The sequence below is a fragment of the Coprococcus sp. RTP21428st1_C9_RTP21428_210409 genome, assembly GCF_040227395.1.
Classification (GTDB): Bacteria; Bacillota; Clostridia; order Lachnospirales; family Lachnospiraceae; genus Coprococcus; species Coprococcus aceti.
This window is the reverse complement of record NZ_JBEHVV010000017.1, coordinates 1-20,450: the sequence shown is the minus strand read 5'-3', so window position 1 is coordinate 20,450 and position 20,450 is coordinate 1. Positions and strand designations below refer to the sequence as shown.

Annotated in this window: 3 protein-coding genes; 2 read left to right on the top strand and 1 reads right to left on the bottom strand. The window is 45.1% G+C overall.

Annotated features, from left to right (window positions below; translation table 11 throughout):
• Positions 1-15 precede the first annotated feature (15 nt).
• Positions 16-18,873, top strand: coding sequence for a fibronectin type III domain-containing protein (locus tag ABUA34_RS05125; protein WP_349822955.1), 18,858 nt, complete (start codon positions 16-18; stop codon positions 18,871-18,873).
• A gap of 76 nt (positions 18,874-18,949) precedes the next feature.
• On the opposite strand, the gene ABUA34_RS05120 is transcribed toward ABUA34_RS05125, so the two are convergent.
• Complete coding sequence (locus tag ABUA34_RS05120; protein WP_349822954.1) at positions 18,950-19,663, bottom strand: hypothetical protein; 714 nt, start codon at positions 19,661-19,663, stop codon at positions 18,950-18,952.
• Between the two features lie 178 nt (positions 19,664-19,841).
• Here ABUA34_RS05120 and ABUA34_RS05115 point away from each other — a divergent pair.
• The coding region (locus tag ABUA34_RS05115; protein WP_349822953.1) for an ATP-dependent metallopeptidase FtsH/Yme1/Tma family protein at positions 19,842-20,450 on the top strand (609 nt) is incomplete at its 3' end.

Sequence of the window (20,450 nt, the reverse complement as noted above, 5' to 3'; positions counted from 1 at the left end):
GGCAGGGAGTAATTTATGAGAAGAAGTTATGGCAGACGAATGATCGCATTTCTCATGGCATTCATTATGGCATTGTCCGTATTGTTCCAGAGTGATATTGCGATCGGAGGGATTGCGCAGGTGCTGGCGGCACAGTCACAGAATGTGGCGACGGCCAGTGATGCGGAGAAGCAGAGTGATGTGGGGGATTCTGTTGCCACGCTGGCGGCGGATGATGCCATAGATCTGAATGCGGACGGATATTATTGTTATACAACGGTGACATCCGGTAAGACGTATTCGGGAAAACCATGGACGCTCACTTCGTCAGAGCTGGTGGTAAAGAAGATTGGAGATACGACCAACGACACGAAGCTGTCGTCAGATTATTATACTGTAGAATACAGTAACAATGTTAATGTTGGTACGGCAACAGTTACAGTCAGAGGTAATGCAGACATGAACTGCAGCGGTACTCTTACATGTACCTTTACTATAAAGGCAAAGAGTATAACTTCGACTGCACTTTTCTATATAGATGGAAAAGAGAAAGCGAACCAGCATAAAAATTGCAAAAATAAAATTTACACATATCAGGCTGGTGGTGTATGGCCGCAGATATATGTAAAGACAGCGAATACATCATCAGGATATTTCCTTACAGAAGGAACTGACTATGTTGTCGATTATTATAACAACGACGAGGAGTCAGAGGTAGTGGAGGATCCTCTTGGGGACGGCCCTAGAGTTGTAGTGTCCGCTGCAAAGAACAGCAATTATAAGATCGGTAGCGACGGAGAGTATTACATATACTACGGAATCAGCGCTGCAAACCTCAGTGATCAGGAGATATCACTGGAGGGTGATACATTTGTATATACAGGAAAACCTATAAAGCCGGCTGTTAAGATACTGGACAAGACCAACAACAAGTATCTGCACAGCATAGACGAGTGGGGTACAAATGACTATGAGTACAAGGTTGAGTATACCAACAATACAGATGTTGGAACAGCGACTGTCACAATAACAGGAGCACCTACCAGATTCAAGGGAACTGTAACCAAGACTTTCCAGATCGTGGATCAGGGAACTGAGGTATACAGCATAGCAGACGCTGACGTTACGGTGGATGACGACCTTGTATATGACGGAACTGCCAAGACTCCAAGTCCGGTGGTTAAGTATAAGGGCACGACACTTGTCGAGGGCAAGGATTATAAGGTGTCATACTACACCAACAATACAAATGCATCCACATCCACATCTAAGCCATCACTGACTATATCAGGACTTGGTTCATATGTGGGTTCAAAGACGGTGAACTTCACCATCAAGCCTAGGAGCACGGAAAATCTCTCCGTAACATTTGATGATGCAGTGTTCAACACCGCAAACAACATAACGATACAGGTTTCTCCACAGAATATTTCTGTCAAGGATAAGGAACTTGGAACTACACTTAAGTTATCCCAAGATTTCTCATATGACTTCAGTGAGTATTGGAATGCCAAGGATTACAATGTAGGAACACATAAGTTTAATATAGTAGGTATTGGAAATTACACTGGAACTGTTCCATGTGAGTTCCAGATTGTTGCAGCGGATATATCCAAAGCTGTAATAACTGCCGATGACGCCGAGTACACAGGTTCTGAGGTGACCACAACCCTGTCAAAGGTCACATTCAGCAATACGGATCTTGTGGAGGGCGTTGACTACGAGATATCAGGTTATGAGAACAACGTGGAGATCGGAAATTCAGCCAGAGTCATGATCAAGGGTCTCGGCAATTTCCAGGGAACATGTGTAGGTACATTTGCGATAAAGACATCTAAGATCAGCATGAATGATGTGGAATTTTCCACGATATCATCGATGAAATATACCGGAGCACAGTTGAAGCCGGATGTGACATTGACATACGACGGCAAGACACTTGTGGAGGGAACCGATTACTCTGTTGCTTACGGCGAGAATATCGTGCCGGGAACCAACAATGGTAAGGTTACATTTACAGGTATGGGAGACTATGCGGGTACTGTGTACAAATCATTTAACATACTTGCAAAGTCATTCTCAGATGCCGATGTAAAGCTGACTGTGAATAAGTCCAGTTATGAATATACCGGAGAGAACATAAAGCCGGATATAACAATTACATACAACGGAATGACATTGGTTGAGGGAGTTAACTACACCTTCCCGTTCAGCTACAAGGAGACCGGAACATGGACAGTTATTGCCATGTCAGCATCGGTATATTATTCCGGTTCAAAGTCATTCCAGATCACTATAGTTGCTCCGTCAGGTGATATGGGCAAACTTACATATGAGGATATACCTGACCAGTATTATAACGGCGGCGAGGTGAAGCCGGAGCTTACCATTAAGAATGGCAGTTATGTTCTGAAGGAGGGAACAGACTTCACAGTCACCGACAGAAAGAACAATGACAAGGTAGGAACTTCTACTATTACTATAGAAGGAATGGGCTCATACAGCGGAACTAAGGTTCTTGAGTTCAACATTTTACCTAAGCCTCTTGAGAACTGCGATGTCAAAGATATATCCGACAGCCAGTACACAGGAGAGGCATTAGAGCCGGCAGTCACCATCAAGAATGGCAGTGTTGAGCTGGAGCAGGATGTAGACTATACGGTAGAGTACAGCAATAACACGGATGTGACAGATGAGGCCAAGGTCGTAATAAAGGCTGCAAATGATAATTATACAGGCGAGATCGTCAAGTATTTCAAGATAACACCTGTTTCAATCATTTCATCTTCAAGCGGAATGGGAATAACCCAGGCCGACCAGTCACAGATGTACACAGGTATGGCCATCGAACCGGTGATAAATGTAACCAGATACGTTAATGGTGAAATTATCAAGCTGGAGAGAGACAAGGACTATACTGTTGAGTATGCGAATAATATAGAGGTAACAGGTTCAGGAGAGAAGGCTTCGATCACTGTAACCGGTATAGGAAATTACACAGGACAGAAGGTTATACGTTTCGAGATAGAGAAGAGAGCTGTGTATAACTGTCAGATGGATGCTATAGCGGATCAGTTGTGGACAGGCTCAGCTATAACACCTGAGATCAATATATACAACGGTGAGATCAAGCTTGTTGAGAATGAGGATTACACAGTAGAGTATGCAGACAACACGGATGCCGGAAAAGCGTCAGTGACCATAACAGGCTGTGGTGATCATTACACAGGTCAGATCATCAAATACTTCAATATTACTAAGGAATTTATAGACATAAGCACAAGTGACAAGATCACTTTGACGGGACTTGAGGATCAGTCATACAACTTTGGCATGGCGGTCAGACCAAGCTTTACTCTGAGCTATGACGGCGAGGAGATGACAGCCGGATCAAACGGTGATTATACATATACCTTCAAGGACAACTATGAGGTCGGTACCGCAACACTTGTCATAACAGGTGTGGGCAAGTACAAGGGAACAAAGGAATACACGTTCAAGATCGCCAAGTATGACATATCAGGTGATACACTGATTATATCAGGCGACACATTTGAATATAGCGGTACTGCTATCAAGCCATCACTTGTGGCTGTGAAGGTTGGAACCGTCAACAGAATAACATCATTTGATGATTTCAATGTCACATACGGTGAGAATACAAATGTTGGAAATGGAAGTGTGACCATCACTCCAAAGGCGGACAGCAGCTATACAGGAGAGCTCACACAGAAATTTGTAATATACAAGAAGAGTATTACAGGTGCAACAGTTTCAGCTTCAAGTGTGACATACACAGGTAAGGCACAGACTCCTGCGGTGACAGTTACATGCAAGGACGGAATGGCAGTGCCTTCAGGAAGTTATAGCGTTGAGTATGCCAACAATATCAATGTTGGTACAGCTAAGATCACGGTAACAGCTCTGGAGGATGGCAATTTCGATGGAACCGCTACAGGAAGCTTCGAGATAAAGGCTATAGATATTGCCGGAGCCGATGTGGCTGATATAGCTGACCAGACATACACAGGCTCAGCGATAACACCGGATATAACAGTCAGCTACGATGGCACCGAGCTTGTTGAGGGTGAGGACTATGTTGTATCTTCATATGATAATAATGAGAATGTCAGCACGGCTTCAGCTAAGGCGTCGATAACCATAACTGGTAAGGGCGTATACAGCGGAACAAAGAAGATCGAGTTCAATATTGTTCCTGCATCAGTCAGCAAGGCAGTTGTAACAGGCGTTGAGGACAGTGTGGTATACACTGGCGCAGATATAACATTTGCAGGACTGGCAGTTACAGTGTCGGGCAGAAAGCTCACTGCTGCTGACTACACAGTGAAATATACAAATAACAGAAATGCTTCCACAACTGACAGCAAGGCAGAGATACTTATCACAGGTAAGGGCAATTACACCGGTGAGAAGATAGTTCAGTTCGTGATCGAGCAGAAGGATATAGCAGATTGCACAGTTCAGCCGATCAGCGCACAGATCTATACAGGAAAGGCTGTTGAGCCTGAAGTGACTGTCACTGACGGTGCAAACACTCTTGTAAAGGGAACGGATTATACCGTTGCATACAGCAACAATATCAATGTCACAACAACCGAGTCAAAGGCTGTTGCTGATATAAGTGGAACAGGCAACTATAAGGGATCTGTGAAGGCAACATTTGATATTGCCAAGAAGATCGTCAAGATAACAGATGCGGATGTTGCTGATATAGCAGATCAGACATACCACATGGGAGATAAGATAGAGCCGGCTGCAACAGTCACAGTGGATGGCGTGAAGCTTGACGCTGACTGCTATACGGTAACTTATACAAACAATGTGAATGTCGGAACTGCGACAATGACAGTTACAGGTATCACTGTACAGGGATATTCAGGAACTGTCGAGAAGACATTCAAGATACTTCCATTGTCTATTGCAAAGGCAGTGGCATCTAAGACTTATTCAGCGGTGTACACACCGGCTGGAACGACATTTACAGTGGAGAGCTTTGACATCACAGTTGATGGCAAGAAGTACACTGTGACGGACATGTCAGATTTCACTGTAACACAGAAGAACCTGATAAATGTTGGAACAGGAACAATAACAGTTACTGCAAAGGCTGACTGTAACTTTACAGGAAGCTTTGATATCGCAGTGACAATAACTGCAGCGAAGATAGAGGAGAGCTGGGCAAGCCTTGAGCAGACAGAGTTCAGCTATACCGGATCTGAGATAACTCCTGAGCCGGTTGTCAGAAGTGGAAATGTCATTCTCAAGAAGGATGTCGACTATACACTCAGCTACGACAGCAATGTGGAGTGTTCCGATAAGGCAAGCGTGATGGTGACAGGTACAGGTAACTATACAGGAGAGGTAAAGCTTCTCTTTACTATCGGTGCGAAGTCGCTCACGGGAGCAAAGGTAAGTGCTCAGGCACAGAGCTATACAGGTAAGCCGCTCACCACGAAGATCTCAGTCGTACTTGGAGACGAGAAACTTGTGGAGGGCCAGGATTATACAGTAGAGTATGTAGAAGGCGAAGTTACAAATGCAGGAACCGGTAAATTCAAGATCAAAGGTAAGGGCAACTATACCGGAGAGCTTGACGGCACATTTGTCATAAATGCGAGAAGTATAAATGCTGAGGGCATTATGGTTGCAGGTGTGGCAGATAAGACATACACCGGATTTGAGATAACACAGGATATAACAGTTAAGGATGGAGATGCGGTTCTCACAGAGGGAACAGATTACACTGTCGACTATGAGAATAACGTCAATGCATCGACCACAGATTCAAAGGCTGCAGTTATAGTCAGAGGTAAGGGTAACTATGACAGCAGTACAACAAGACGTGTAGAATTTACAATTGGACAGAAGGATATAACAGATGCAGAGATGGACGGCGTGGAGAGTTCAGTCGTATACACAGGAAAGGCTATTACATTTGATCAGGCTGTGCTCACTGTGGACGGTGTTAAGCTTGTAAATGGTGTGGACTACGAGACTGAATATGTCAACAATCTGAATGTATCTACTGCCAGCAGCAAGGCGAATATCATCTTCAGTGCAAAGGGTAATTATACAGGAAAAGCAAGCTGGACATTCACTATCACAGCAAAGAGCATAGAGGATTGTACAGTCAGCGATATTCCGGGACAGACCCACACAGGAAAGGCACTTACACCTGACATAACAGTCAAGGATGGCAGCAGAACTCTTGTGAAGGGCACGGATTATGATGTCGTATACAGCGACAATATTGAGGTGTCAACAGCAGACAAGCCGGCAAAGGCGGTTGTCACAGGAAAGGGCAACTACACCGGATCTGTACAGAAGACATTTATGATAGCAGAGAGAGTTATAGATATAACACCTGCGGTCATCTCTATAACAGACAAGGGACCATTTGTATATAACTATGGCAAGCAGATCACACCGGTTATATCAGTTACACTGGATGGAGAGGTGCTTCCAGAGGATGCGTATACAGTAAGCTATCAGAGCAATGTGAATGCCGGAAAGGCATACATAATCGTGACAGGAGCCGGAGAGTATCATGGAGTCATAGATACATCATTTACTATCGAACAGCTCGATGTGACAGGAGGAGTCCTTGAGCTTGAGAAGGATGCTTACGGATATACCGGAAGCGAGATCAAGCCTGTAGTGACAGGAATCACTCTGGCTGGCGGCAGCATAGAGCCTGGCACAGATTTTGACGTGACATACAGCAACAATATAAATGTAGGCAGTGGAGAGATAGCTCTCACAGCCAGAAGCAGTTCAAACTATAAGGGAACAGTTACAGGCAAGTTTGCGATCACTGCGGCAGACATCACAGATGCCCAGCTCACGGTTGCCGATCAGACATACACAGGTGCTGCACTCAAGCCGGCAGTGACAGTATATCTGGGACAGACAAAGCTTATAGAGGGAACAGATTACACAGTGGGATATGCTGACAATACCGATGCCGGAACAGCAACGGTTACTGTAAAGGGTATGGGCAACTATGCCGGAACAGTTAAGACGACCTTCAAGATCGCAGCAAGATCCATAAGTGCAGCAAAGATAACTGTTGCAGATCAGGTGTATACTGGAGCTCCGCTTACACCGGAGATAACAGTTATATTAGGTGGAAAGCAGATCGCAGACACCGAGTATGATGTTGACTATAGTGGAAATACCGATAAGGGTACAGCCACAGTGACGATAACAGGTAAGCACAATTACACAGGAACAGCATCAGAGACATTCACCATATCCGCAATGGATATAAGCAAGTGCGTGGTCTCACCTATAGCGTCTGTTGTATACGACGGAACAGCCCACAGTCCAAAGGTTACAGTCAAGAACGGAGAGATAGTTCTGACAGAGGACAGTGATTATGACGTCACATACAGCGACAATGTAAGTGTTACAACAGACTCAAGAAAGGCAAAGGCAACTATCACAGGCCGTGGAAATTATACAGGTCAGTGTGTGGCTGAGTTTGAGATAACAAAGGCAGACTTTGCAGATGCAGTCATAACAGGAATACCTGAGAGTGTAGAGTATACCGGTGAGAGCATAGTCCTCACAGGATATGAGCTCACACTTGGAGATACAAAACTTGTAGAGAATCAGGATTACGTTGTTGAGTACACTGATAATAAGGAGATCGGAACAGCGACTGTCAGATTCATCGGAGCAGGCAATTACAGCGGTGAGAAGACTGCAGCCTTCAAGATAACAAAGGCAGATATAGCAAACTGCGAAATCAGCCCGATCCAGGGACAGACATGGACAGGTAAGGCCATAGAGCCGGTGCTCACCATAAAGAATGGCAGCGTCACCCTGAAGGCCGGAACAGACTATGAAGTTACATACAGCAACAATATAGACGAGACGGATGAGGCGAAGGCAGAGATCACCGGTATTGGCAACTATACAGGAACTGCTGTAGTCTACTTCTCGATAACAAGAAGCGTTGTGGATATAAACGGCGCTACAGTGTCGGCTATACCGACGCAGACATATGCATTTGGCAAGGCTGTAACTCCTTCAGTCACTGTTATGTATAACGGAATTACACTGAAAGAGAATACAGATTACACCTTAACATATGAGAACAATATAAATGCTGGAACAGCATATGTGATCATAACCGGAACAAAGTATTACTCCAAGACAAAGAGAGTAAGCTTCGCCATCAACCCTGCGGACATATCAGCAGGCCGTGTGGTTATAGATCAGGAAAGCTTTGTGTACACAGGAAAGAGCCAGAAGCCTGAGGTTACAGGCATAGAGTTTGGAGATGTGATGATAACTGATATGGACAGCTTTGACATAAGCTTTGGCAGCAATGTCAATGTAGGAACAGCGTCCATCAGCGTATCAGCAAAGAGCAACACCAACTACAAGGGCAGCGTGACAGGTGAGTTTGCCATAACAGAGGCAGATCTGTCAGGCGCAGCAGTTGAGGTAGACGATGCGGTATATCAGGGAACACCTCTTACCCCGGCTGTCAGGGTAACACTTGGTACAGTGGTTCTGACAGAGGGCAGGGATTACACTCTGAGCTACAGCAGTAACACAAACGTAGGCAAGGGTACTGTAAAGATTACAGGAAGTGGCAATTATAAGGGCACCGTCAGTGCAGAGTTTGCTATAACAGAGAGAACGATCACTGATGCCGATGTGGAAGTCGCAGATCAGATCTACACAGGTAAGGAGCTCACTCCTGATGTGGAAGTAACACTTGGAGACAAGCTTCTGACAAATGGTGTGGATTACACAGTTACCTATGAGAAGAATGTCAATGTCGGCACGGCAAACGTTATAGTAAAGGGAACCGGCAATTATAAAGACACTATCACAAAGACCTTTAGAATAGCTGCAGCAGACATTTCAAGTGCAGTTGCGTATAAGATCAGTGATCAGACATATACCGGAAGTCCTATCACCCCGGCAGTGACAGTAAGCATGGCTGATGGAACAACACTGAAAGCCGGTGTTGACTATGAGGCTGAATACACAGGAAACACAGATGTTACGACAAAGGATGCACCTGCACAGGTGGTTATCACAGGAAAGGGCAACTATGTAGGAACCCTCAGAACAACATTTGCGATAGTACCTAAGTCACTTACAGGAGTCGCCATCAGCGGATACAGTGAGTCTGTGGCTTACACAGGTGCTGATGTGACATTTGCAGATATTATAGTTGCCGATGGAAGCGAGATCCTCACAGAGGGAATTGATTACAGGATCACATACACAGGCAACAAGGCAGTCACAACAGAGGATGGTACATACTTTACAGTAACAGGTACAGGCAATTACACCGGAAGCAAGGATGTACACTTTGTGATTACGGCAAAGGATCTCAGGGAATGTGATGTCGAGGAGATTGAAAGCCAGGTATACACAGGAAAGGCCATAGAGCCGGAAGTAACGATAAGAAATGGTAATGTTCTTCTTGTGAGCGACGTTGACTATGATGTCACATATGAGTCGAATATAAATGAGACTACAGAGACAACAAAGGCTAAGGCTATAATCACAGGAAAGGGCAACTACACAGGAAAGGTAACGAAGGAATTCGTTATAGGAAGAGTATTTACAGATATATCAAAGGCTGAGATAGAGGCTATTCCGGATCAGACATATACATTCGGACAGGCCATAACCCCTGAAGTCAAGGTAAGCTTTGGAGGAAAGGCACTCACACTTAACACCGACTATACAGTGACTTATACCGATAATATTGATGCGGGAACTGCAACTGTAAAGATCATAGGTACAGGTGATTACAACAAGTCAGTTACAAAGACATTTGTCATAAAGCCGGCAGATATATCAAAGGCGTCAGTAGTTCTCAGGGGAACATCATTCACCTACACAGGTGAGGCGATTACACCTGCAGTGACAAGACTTGGCGTTCCTAATGGTGGTGTGACTGAGAGTATCACAGATCTCTCTTCATTCGCTGTGGAATACAGTGACAATACAGATGCCGGAACGGCAAAGGTTACTGTAAGTGCAGGAAAGGATACGAACTACACCGGAACTGCATCAACCACATTTACTATCACAAGAAAGAGCATAAGCGGTGCGGTCGTGAGCGTGGCAGATGCTGAGTACACCGGATCAGAGGTTATACCGGATGTAAAGGTAACTCTGGGAGATAAGGTGCTGACAGCCGGCGTGGATTACACGGTATCGGCTGAAAACAATGTAGAGGCAGGAGAGGACGCTCTGTTAAAGATCACCGGATGCGGTAATTATGAGGGCGTACTGAGCCAGACATTTGAGATCAGTGCAAAGAGCATAGACGGCGGAAAGTGCAGCATACCGGCTCAGGTATATATAGGATCTGCGCTGACACCTGATGTAGTTCTTGAGGTTGGAGGCAAGACTCTGACCAAGGGTGAGGACTACACAGTTACATACGCAGACAACATAGATGTCACAACGGCTGAGAAGAAGGCATCAGCGATCATCAAGGCCATGGGCAACTACACAGGAAAGCTCACAGTTTACTTTGACATCACGGCAAAGACTCTTACAGCAGCCGATGTTGACAGCATTGATGCTCAGGAATACACCGGCGAGGCGATAGAGCCAGTGGTGGTCGTAAGAAACGGAGACACAGTTCTTGTTGCGGGAAGAGATTACGATGTAACATACAGCAACAATACAGACAAGACTACAGAGGCGAGAGCAGTAGTCAAAGGTAAGGGTAACTATCAGGGAACCGTTACAAAGCTGTTTGAGATATGCGGAGCAAGCATAGCACCGGCGGTTGTGACAGGAATACCTGAGAGCGCAGAATATACAGGTGACAGCATAACCTTTAAGGACATAACAGTTGTGATGAATGGAAAGACACTTGTATATGGAACAGATTACACAGTAAGTTATGAGAACAATGTCAATGCAACCACTGAGGACAGCATGGCTTACGTTATCATAAAGGGTAACGACAACTACGGTGGACAGATAAGAACAGCCTTCAGCATAACCCCAAGAAGTCTTGAGAAGTGCAAGGTCGATGCCATCGGAGGACAGACATATACAGGCAGGGAGATCACCCCTGAGGTTACAGTAAGAGATGGATCAAAGGTACTCGAAAATGGAAGAGACTACACGGTATCTTACAGTGATAATATCGAGGTGGGCAAGAATGCCAAGGCAGTTATAGAAGGTAAGGGCAACTACACCGGACAGCTTACAGCAGAGTTCACCATCGCAAAGGAAGTGCTCGACATTTCAAATGCGGTGATAAGTGATATCGCAGATCAGTATTACAACTTCGGTGAGGAGCTCACACCTGCACTCAGTGTAAATCTTGGAGGAAGAAAGCTTACAGAGAATGTTGATTACAGCGTAACCTACACTGATAACATTGAGGCCGGTACGGCTACAGCTACAGTGAAGGGAATCGACCAGAATAAGGGCGAGGTAAGTAAGACATTCAAGATCCTTCCTATAGATATAACAACTGCAGAGATCGCACTTGTGAAGGATTCATATGGTTTCACAGGAGATGCGGTAACAGCAGATGTAGAATCGATAACAGTCACAAGAAATGGAGTTAAGAAGGTACTCACAGATCTCGCAGGATTTGAGATCACATGTACAGACAATGTAAATGTCGGTACGGCTACAGTTAAGATCGCCGCAGGCGAAGGCCAGAGCTATACAGGAAGCACAAGCACATCCTTCAGGATCGTTGCAGCTTCAATAGAGCAGGCAGAGGTCAGCGTTGACAGTGCAGTATATACGGGAAGCGCGATCACTCCTGTATGCAGAGTAGTTCTCGGAGGAAAGACTCTTGCAGAGGGCGTTGACTACAAGGTAACAGTTTCAGGCAATGTGAATGTTACTGACAATGCACTGGTTACTATAGAGGGAACCGGAAATTACACCGGAAAGCTCTCACAGAAGTTCAGCATAACTCCTAAGAGGATATCACAGGCTGAGGTAAAGGCCGATGATGCTGAATACACAGGAAGCGCAGTTACGACAACAGTCAGTGTAGTCCTTGATGGAAAGACTCTTGTTCAGGGAACTGACTATAAGCTCAGCTACAGCGACAATGTGAATGTCACATCTGACACAGCAAAGGCTGTTGTGACAGTGACAGGAACAGGCAACTACACAGGAACAGTCCAGGGAGAGTTCTCTATAACTCCTATGGATATATCAAAGCTTGACATACCGGAGATACCAGATCAGACATACGGCGGTCAGGCAGTAAAACCTGAACTGAGAATTGTAAATGGCAACAATGTTCTCTCAGAGGGCACTGATTACACAGTGGCATACGAGAACAACGATTCGGTTACAGACAAGGCCAGCGCTATTATCTCAGGTAGAGGAAGCTACAAGGGATCAGTGACCAGAACATTTGCTATAAAGGCATACAGCATAGACAATGCAGAGATAAGTGGAATCCAGGATGCGGTAGTATTTACAGGAGATGCCATTGAATTTGCAGATATAGCAGTTGTAGTAAACGGCAGGACACTTGTGAACGGTACGGACTACACAGTAAGCTACGAGAACAACCTGAACGTTACAGATGAGAAGAATCCTGCATATGTGATCATAAAGGGCACAGGAAACTACGGCGGACAGGTTAGAACAGCATTTGCCATAACAGCTAAGAATATCGGCAGATGCAGCATTGATCCGATTGGCGGACAGATATACACAGGTAAGGCGGTTGAGCCTGAGATCACAGTCAGAGATGGCGCAAGGATACTGGAGACCGGAAAGGATTATGACATTACTTACAGCAACAACACAGATGTGACAGACAGTGCTGAGGTCACCATAACAGGTAAGGGCAACTACAGAGGCAGCAACAGTGCGGTATTCACCATCACACAGGAGGTTGTGGATATATCAAAGGCTGTAATGAGCAAGGTCGATGACCAGTATTACAACTTTGGAAATGCCATAAGACCAGAGGTTACACTTACATATGGCGGCAAGACATTGACACAGGATGTGGACTACGAGCTTGTATACATCGACAATATCAATGAAGGTACGGCGACGATACAGGCAAATGGTATCAACAAGAACACAGGCTCGGTGAGCACAACATTTGCCATAAAGCCAGTAGATATAACAACTGCTGAGGTTGTACTTGAGAATGACTCATTTGAGTACACGGGATCAGAGATCAGACCTGCAGTTAAGATGATAACAGTAAGCAGGGATGGCAAGGCGACGGCAGTGACATCTATGACAGCATTTGATGTGACATACACGGACAATACAAATGTCGGAACTGCTGGTGCGGTTATAAAGGCAGCACAGGGAAGCGGATTTACAGGATCTGTGACAAAGAAGTTTGAGATCACAGAGGTGGATATCGCACAGGCTGTAGTTGATGTGGAAGACCATGTGTACACAGGAAGTGCAGTAAAGCCTGCATATACAGTGACACTTGATGGCAAGAAACTCACTGCGGGAACAGATTTCAATGTGGTGTTCAGCAACAATGTAAATGTTGGAACAGCAGCCATCCTCACAGTGACCGGTACAGGAAACTACAAGGGAACAGTTGTCGCATACTTTGCGATAACTGCAAAGGATCTGAGCAAGGCAGATGTGAATGTCCAGTCATCAGTTTACACTGGAAAGCCACTTACACCGGCTGTGACAGTAACTCTCGATGATGAGATATTAAATGCAGACATTGATTATGTTGTTTCTTACAGCAACAATGTGAACGCTACGACAGCAAAGTCAAAGGCGACTGTGACCGTCAAGGGAACAGGAAACTATAAGGGCACTGTGACTGCTACATTCGACATTGAGCCAAAGGCGATCAATGAGGCGAAGATCAATGATATACTGGATCAGATGTACAGCGGCAGTGAGATCAGACCGGATGCAAAGGTGACACTCGATGGAGTACAGCTTGTTGCAGGAACGGACTACACTGTGACATATGAGAACAACATAGAGGTTTCAGATTCAGCCAAGCTTATCGTAACCGGTAAGGGCAATTACAAGGGAACTGTAGAGAAGAACTTCAGTATAAAGAGTCTCACTCTTGAGGACGCAGAGGTATCAGGTATACCAGCCGGCACAGAATACACAGGAAAGGCCATAACATTTGGCGAGATCGTTGTGACACTGGTCGGAAAGAAACTGTCCGAGGATGAGGATTACACAGTAGAGTATAAGAACAATGTAAACGTGACAGACAGTGCGGAGGTTGTGATAACAGGTATCGGCAATTACAGCGGAGAGCTGAGCAGAACATTCAAGATCACAGCTAAGGACATAAGCAAGTGTAGAGTCGATGCGATTGGCGGACAGGTACACACAGGAAAGGCTGTAACACCTGAGGTCACAGTGAGAGACGGAACACAGGTTCTCGTGTCTGGAACAGATTACAAGACAGAGTACAGCAACAACATAAATGAGACAACGGCCAGCTCGAAGGCTGAGATCAAGATCACAGGATCTGGTAACTACACAGGAAGCATAACAGTGAACTTCACGATATCTAAGAATCTTGTGGATATATCCAAGGCTGTGATAAGCAAGATCAGTGATCAGCTTTACAACTTCGGCCAGCCGCTCACACCGGATGTGACAGTTACATTTGGTGGAAAGACACTTGTATACGGCGAGGATTACGCACTCGTATATGTGGACAACATCGATGAGGGTGTGGCAACCGTAACAGTTAGAGGTATCAATTCAAATACCGGATCTTTATCGGCTAAGTTTAACATCAATCCGGTCGATATAAGTGATGGACAGATAGCTCTTGATGCATCCGAGTATATGTATACAGGAACAGCAGTAAAACCGGTGATCAATTCATTTACAGTGAAGAGAGCTGGAAAGACAGTGACAGTTACTGATTTTGACAACCTTGAGATCAGCTACTCGTCAAATACAAATGTTGGAACAGGTAAGGTTACTATAAAGGCACTTGAGGGTGAAGGCTTCACAGGAAGTGTCAGCAAGACATTTGCAATAGTAGGTGCTTCAGTCGACAATGCTTCAGTAAAGGTTGGAAACGGAGTTTATACGGGTGAAGCTGTAACTCCGGATCACACAGTTACACTCGGAGGCAGGACACTTGTTGAGGGACGCGACTACAGAGCAGACTACAGCAACAATGTGAACGTGACAGACAGTGCAGTGCTCACCATCACAGGTATGGGTAACTACAGTGGAAGCACCACAGCAAGATTTAAGATAAGTGCCAGAAATCTTGCAGATGCAGACATTACGGTGGCATCGGCAAGATACACAGGAGATCCACTTACACCTGCAGTTACAGTTTCACTTGGCGGAACAGCTCTTGTGGAGGACAGAGACTTTACAGTTTCATACAGTGACAATGTGAATGTCACAACAGACACAGATAAGGCAGGCGTTACCATCACAGGTATAGGCAACTACACTGGAACGGCGGTTGAGAAATTCGATATCGCAGCCAGAGACATATCTCTTGCAGAGATAAAGGACATCGACAGACAGAATTATACCGGTAATGCGGTTACACCAAAGCTCACGGTTGTTGACGGACAGAGAGAGCTTGTGGCAGGCAGGGATTACACCGTAAGCTACAAGAACAATGTCGAGGTGACAACGGCAGCAGTTGCGGTGATAACAGGAAAGGGCAATTATTCAGGAACTGCCAGCAAGCTGTTTGCTATTGGCGGTGCAGATATTGCAGATGCAGATATAACAGGTATAAAAGACAGCGTAACCTACACAGGAAAGGCAATAACATTTGCCGGACTTAAGGTAACATACGGCGACGATGTACTTGTGGCAGGAAGAGACTACACTGTATCATACAGTGGAAATAAGAACGTGACGGACAAGGCAAGTGTTACCATCACAGGTATTGGCAACTACACAGGAAGTGTTACCAGATACTTTGCTATAACAAGAAGAAATCTTGCAGACTGTCATGTGAGCGAGATCGAGGGTCAGATTTACACAGGCAAGAAGATAGAGCCGGAGCTCACAATTACATATGGAGATCTGGTGCTTGTAGAGGGTGTTGACTACGAGATCGAGTACAGCAATAATATTGAGCCTACAGCAGGCGGACAGCCGGCAAAGGCAACAGTAACAGGTAAGAGAAGCTACACAGGAACTGTGGAGAGAGAATTTACCATTACAAAGGATCCTGTAAATATAAGCGGAGCCAAGATCAGTGCAATACCTGATCAGGAGTTTGCAAAGAAGAATATCACACCTGCGGTAAATGTTACATACGGTGGCAAGACGCTTGTACAGGGAACTGATTACAAGGTTTCATACATCAATAACTATAATGTTGGAACTGCCACAGTGACGATCACAGGATATGGAGACTACGTAAGTTCTAAGACGGCAACTTTCGAGATCGTCAAGAGAGACGTAACAGGTTATGTAGCAGAGCTTTCAAAGAGCAGCATGACATACACCGGAAAGGCACTCACTCCATCAGTTACAGCTATTAACAGCAGTGACGGAGCATTTGTGCTTGACGATGAAGATATCGCGGGCTTCATAGTGAGATATGCTTCAAATGTAAACGTTGGAACAGCAACGGTTACAGCTACAGCAGGAAGCCGGTCTAACTACACAGGAAGTGTGACAGCAACATTTGCCATAACAGCGGCATCAATCGATAATGCAGTAGTTGTGGCAGAGGATACGGAATACACAGGAAAGCCGGTAACTCCAGCCGTTACAGTGACAGTCAACGGTGTTGTGTTATCAGCAGCGGATTACACAGTGGCTTACAGTAACAACACTGAGGTCGGAACCGCAGAGGTAAGCATAACAGGAAAGGGCAACTACACCGGAGAGACAACAGGTACATTTGAGATAACAGCAAGAAGTATCAAGAACTGTACAGTTGAGTGCAGCACATCGATCGAGTACACAGGAAACCAGCTCATACCTGTTGTAAAGGTAAAGAATGGTGATGTGGAGCTGACAGAGGGAGTTGATTACATACTCAGCTTCGATATGAACACAGATGTGACAGGACGCGCAAAGGTGGTTGTGACCGGTAAGGGCAACTACAAGGATTCAGTGACAAGATACTTTGCAATTACAAAGAAGAGTATCGCTGGAGCTGAGATCAAGGGTATTACAGGAAAGGTATTCACAGGTAATGCAATAACACAGGATATTGAAGTTGAACTGGATGGACAGAAGCTCAGCCAGGGAACGGACTATACTGTGAAGTACGAGAACAATGTTCATGTAGGAACAGCAGTCATAACAATAACAGGTGCAGGCAACTACACAGATTCTGTAAAGAAGAGCTTTGTGATAAGCAAGGCAGATATAAGCAACACGGCTGTTATAAACGGAATTGAGTCCGAGGTTATATACAAGGGCACAGCATTTAAGTTTGATAATGTCACGATAACATGGGGAACAAATGTGCTGAAGGAAGGCAGAGATTACACGATCACATACCAGAACAACAGCGGAATCACCATGACGAGAACAAGTAAGGCTTCAGTCACTGTGAAGTTCATGGGCGACTACAAGGGAAGCGTTACAAAGCAGTTCAGGATCAAGGCATTTGACATATCAAAGGCAACCGTATCAGCGATAGCAGACAAGACCTACACAGGATCAGCGATCAAGCCGGTGGTTACAGTTAAGATCGGCAGAACAGTGATAAATCCAAAGGAGTACACGGTTGAGTACAGCAACAACGTGAAGCCGGGTGTTGCAAGTGTTACGATCACAGGACTTAACAACTTCTACGGAACAAAGAAGGTTACATTCAACATCCTTCCTGCAAAGGTGAAGAACCTTGCGGCAAGCGGTGAGACAACAACATCACTGAAGCTATCATGGAGCAGCAGTGCATATGCCCAGGGATATGAGGTGTACAGATATGATACAGGTAAGAAGACATATGTGAAGGTTGCAACAGTGACGGGCACAAGCAGCAATATCACAGGTCTGGCAGCGGGAACTGATTACAAATTCGCGGTATCAGCATATGTGAAGTCGTCAGGCAAGACACTGTATAGCGAGAAGACAGTCATAAATGCAGCAACAAAGCCAGCTAAGGTTTCAGGTGTTTCATTCAGCAGCAGGGCAGAGAAGTCGATAGCGCTCAAGTGGAATACAGTTAAGGGAGCTACAGGCTACAAGGTATACAGACTTGTAGCAAAGGACAATTACAAATATCTTGGTTCGACATCAAAGACAGCTTATAATGTAAACGGTCTGACTGGAAGTACAGCTTACACATTCAAGGTAGTTGCATACAAGAAGGTCGGCAGCAAGGAGCTCGTTGGTGAGAATGCTACAGCAAGGATCATGACAACGCCATCGGCAGTCAAGAATCTTAAGATCAGTGCCAGAAGCAATGCATCGATAACGATGAAATGGAGCAAGGTAAACAACGCTGATGGATACATAGTTTACAGATACCGCGGCAACAGAGCAGTCAAGATCAAGACCATCACAAGCAAGTCAAAGGTCGTATTTGTAAGCTCAAAGCTCAGTGCCGGAACAACGTATAAGTACAGAGTTGTGGCATACAAGAAGGATGGAAAGGCGATCGTAGAGAATGCCGGAACATATGTATCAGGATTTACACTTCCTGCAACACCTGTTGTATCAGCGAAGGCCGGAGTCAAGCAGGCGAAAATTGCATGGAAGAGAGCCAAGGGAGCAACAGGTTACATCGTATACATGTCAACATCAAAGCGTGGCACGTATAAGGCTGTTGCAACTATAAGAAAGGCAGGAACTACTTCGTACACCAAGAAAGGCCTGAAGAAAGGCAAGACATATTACTTCAAGGTGCGTGCATTTAACAAGTCAGGTAAGACAACATATAAGAGTTCATACTCAACAGTAAAGAAGATCGTTGTCAAATAGTGACTGACAGTTAGATAAGGGAAAGCCGGAAATAAAACAAAAAAAAGCATCCAACTGGGTGAGCCTGGAAACAGGCTTATCTGGTGGATGCTTTTTTGTTATCTGTGAGGCGGAGGAATCTGTCCGCCTGAGAGATGATAAAGTCCTTAAGTGCTTTATATGGAAATACATTCGTTGTATTATTGCCTACATCGGTGTCTATTGAGGTGAATGAGTCGAGATCACTCTGCAGTCTGCTCTGTGAGAAACATAGACATTTTTTTATGGTCATATCAGGTGATGAAACCTTCGGTATGATCGGTGAGAAATCCCTGATAAACAATGGATTTGTCACATTGTAATCACCGTAGAAAAACTGCTCTGAGAAGAAATCTCGGAATGGGATGCACATTCCCTCCGGCTGCATGCTCAGCTCGTGCATTCGGACATGGTCTATGTCGCGGGTCACACAGGTGGGAGTGTTATCGCCTGCCTCAAACTGAAAATATTGCGGCCATAATTCCTCCACATAGGCGGCGTCCATCATGAGATGGGCAAGTATGCCAAGGTCGGCAGGTGTCATAGCTTCCACTGGATATTCTGACAATATGTGATCGATGTCCGGATATTTTGTTATGAGATCGTTCTGCCATTCCGGCCTGAAATGTGTCAGGGCTTTGTCCGTAACCGCATCTGGAAGAACGCAGCCCAGCAGGAAATCATTCAGCAGCTCCGGCTGGGATTCCTTTGAAATATGAAGTTTGTCTGCGATGTATCTGCCCTCGCACAGGTGTATTATGTATCCCGGCATTGCAGCCCTCCCATATAGAATATATTTGTCAATTTGTAAAAAAGTGTACCCCCGGAGCCCCCGTAATGTCAATAAAGACAATTTCATACAAACAGTTTACTTGACTTATAATTTGTTAGGCGGTAAAGTCATAGATGGATAAATGGGATATCCATATCAGAGTAAAAGGAGAAACGTGTTGAATAACGATTACAACAAAGAACAAAACGACAAGAATGACGACAACAAGAATAATGGCAACAAAGGCAAAAACAGGAATGTCATGGTTCTGCTTGTCATCTCGGTGATATTGACACTGCTGTGCTGGAGAGCATATGACAAGATCACAAATGGAACGAAAAAAGAGATCCCGTACAGCGGATTTGTGGAGATGCTGGATTCGGGAGAGGTGGACAATGCGGAGATATATGCCAAAAAGATCAGATTTACCTCAAAGGAGTCTGACGGCACTCTGGATAAGAACACCTATGTGACAGTGAGGATAAGCGACGATAAGCTGGCAGACAGACTTAAGACAGCCCATGAGAAGTATGCCACAACATACAAGGGCAAAGACGAGAGCGGTTCAGCCATGGTCGGAACGATACTCTCATATGTGGTCATGATAGCTGCATTCTATCTGTTCCTCTCGTTAGTGACAAGGCGGAGCGGAATGATGGGCTTTGGCAAATCAAACGCCAAGGTATATATGGAGAAGAAGACCGGAGTCACATTTGCAGATGTTGCAGGAGAGGATGAGGCAAAGGAATCCCTGACTGAGATGGTCGACTTCCTTCACAACCCTAAG

What these genes read in the sequence shown, in the direction of transcription:
- ABUA34_RS05120 (WP_349822954.1), bottom strand. Translation starts at nt 19,663, where the DNA reads ATGCCGGGATACATAATACACCTGTGCGAGGGCAGATACATCGCAGAC.
- ABUA34_RS05125 (WP_349822955.1), top strand. Translation starts at nt 16, where the DNA reads ATGAGAAGAAGTTATGGCAGACGAATGATCGCATTTCTCATGGCATTC.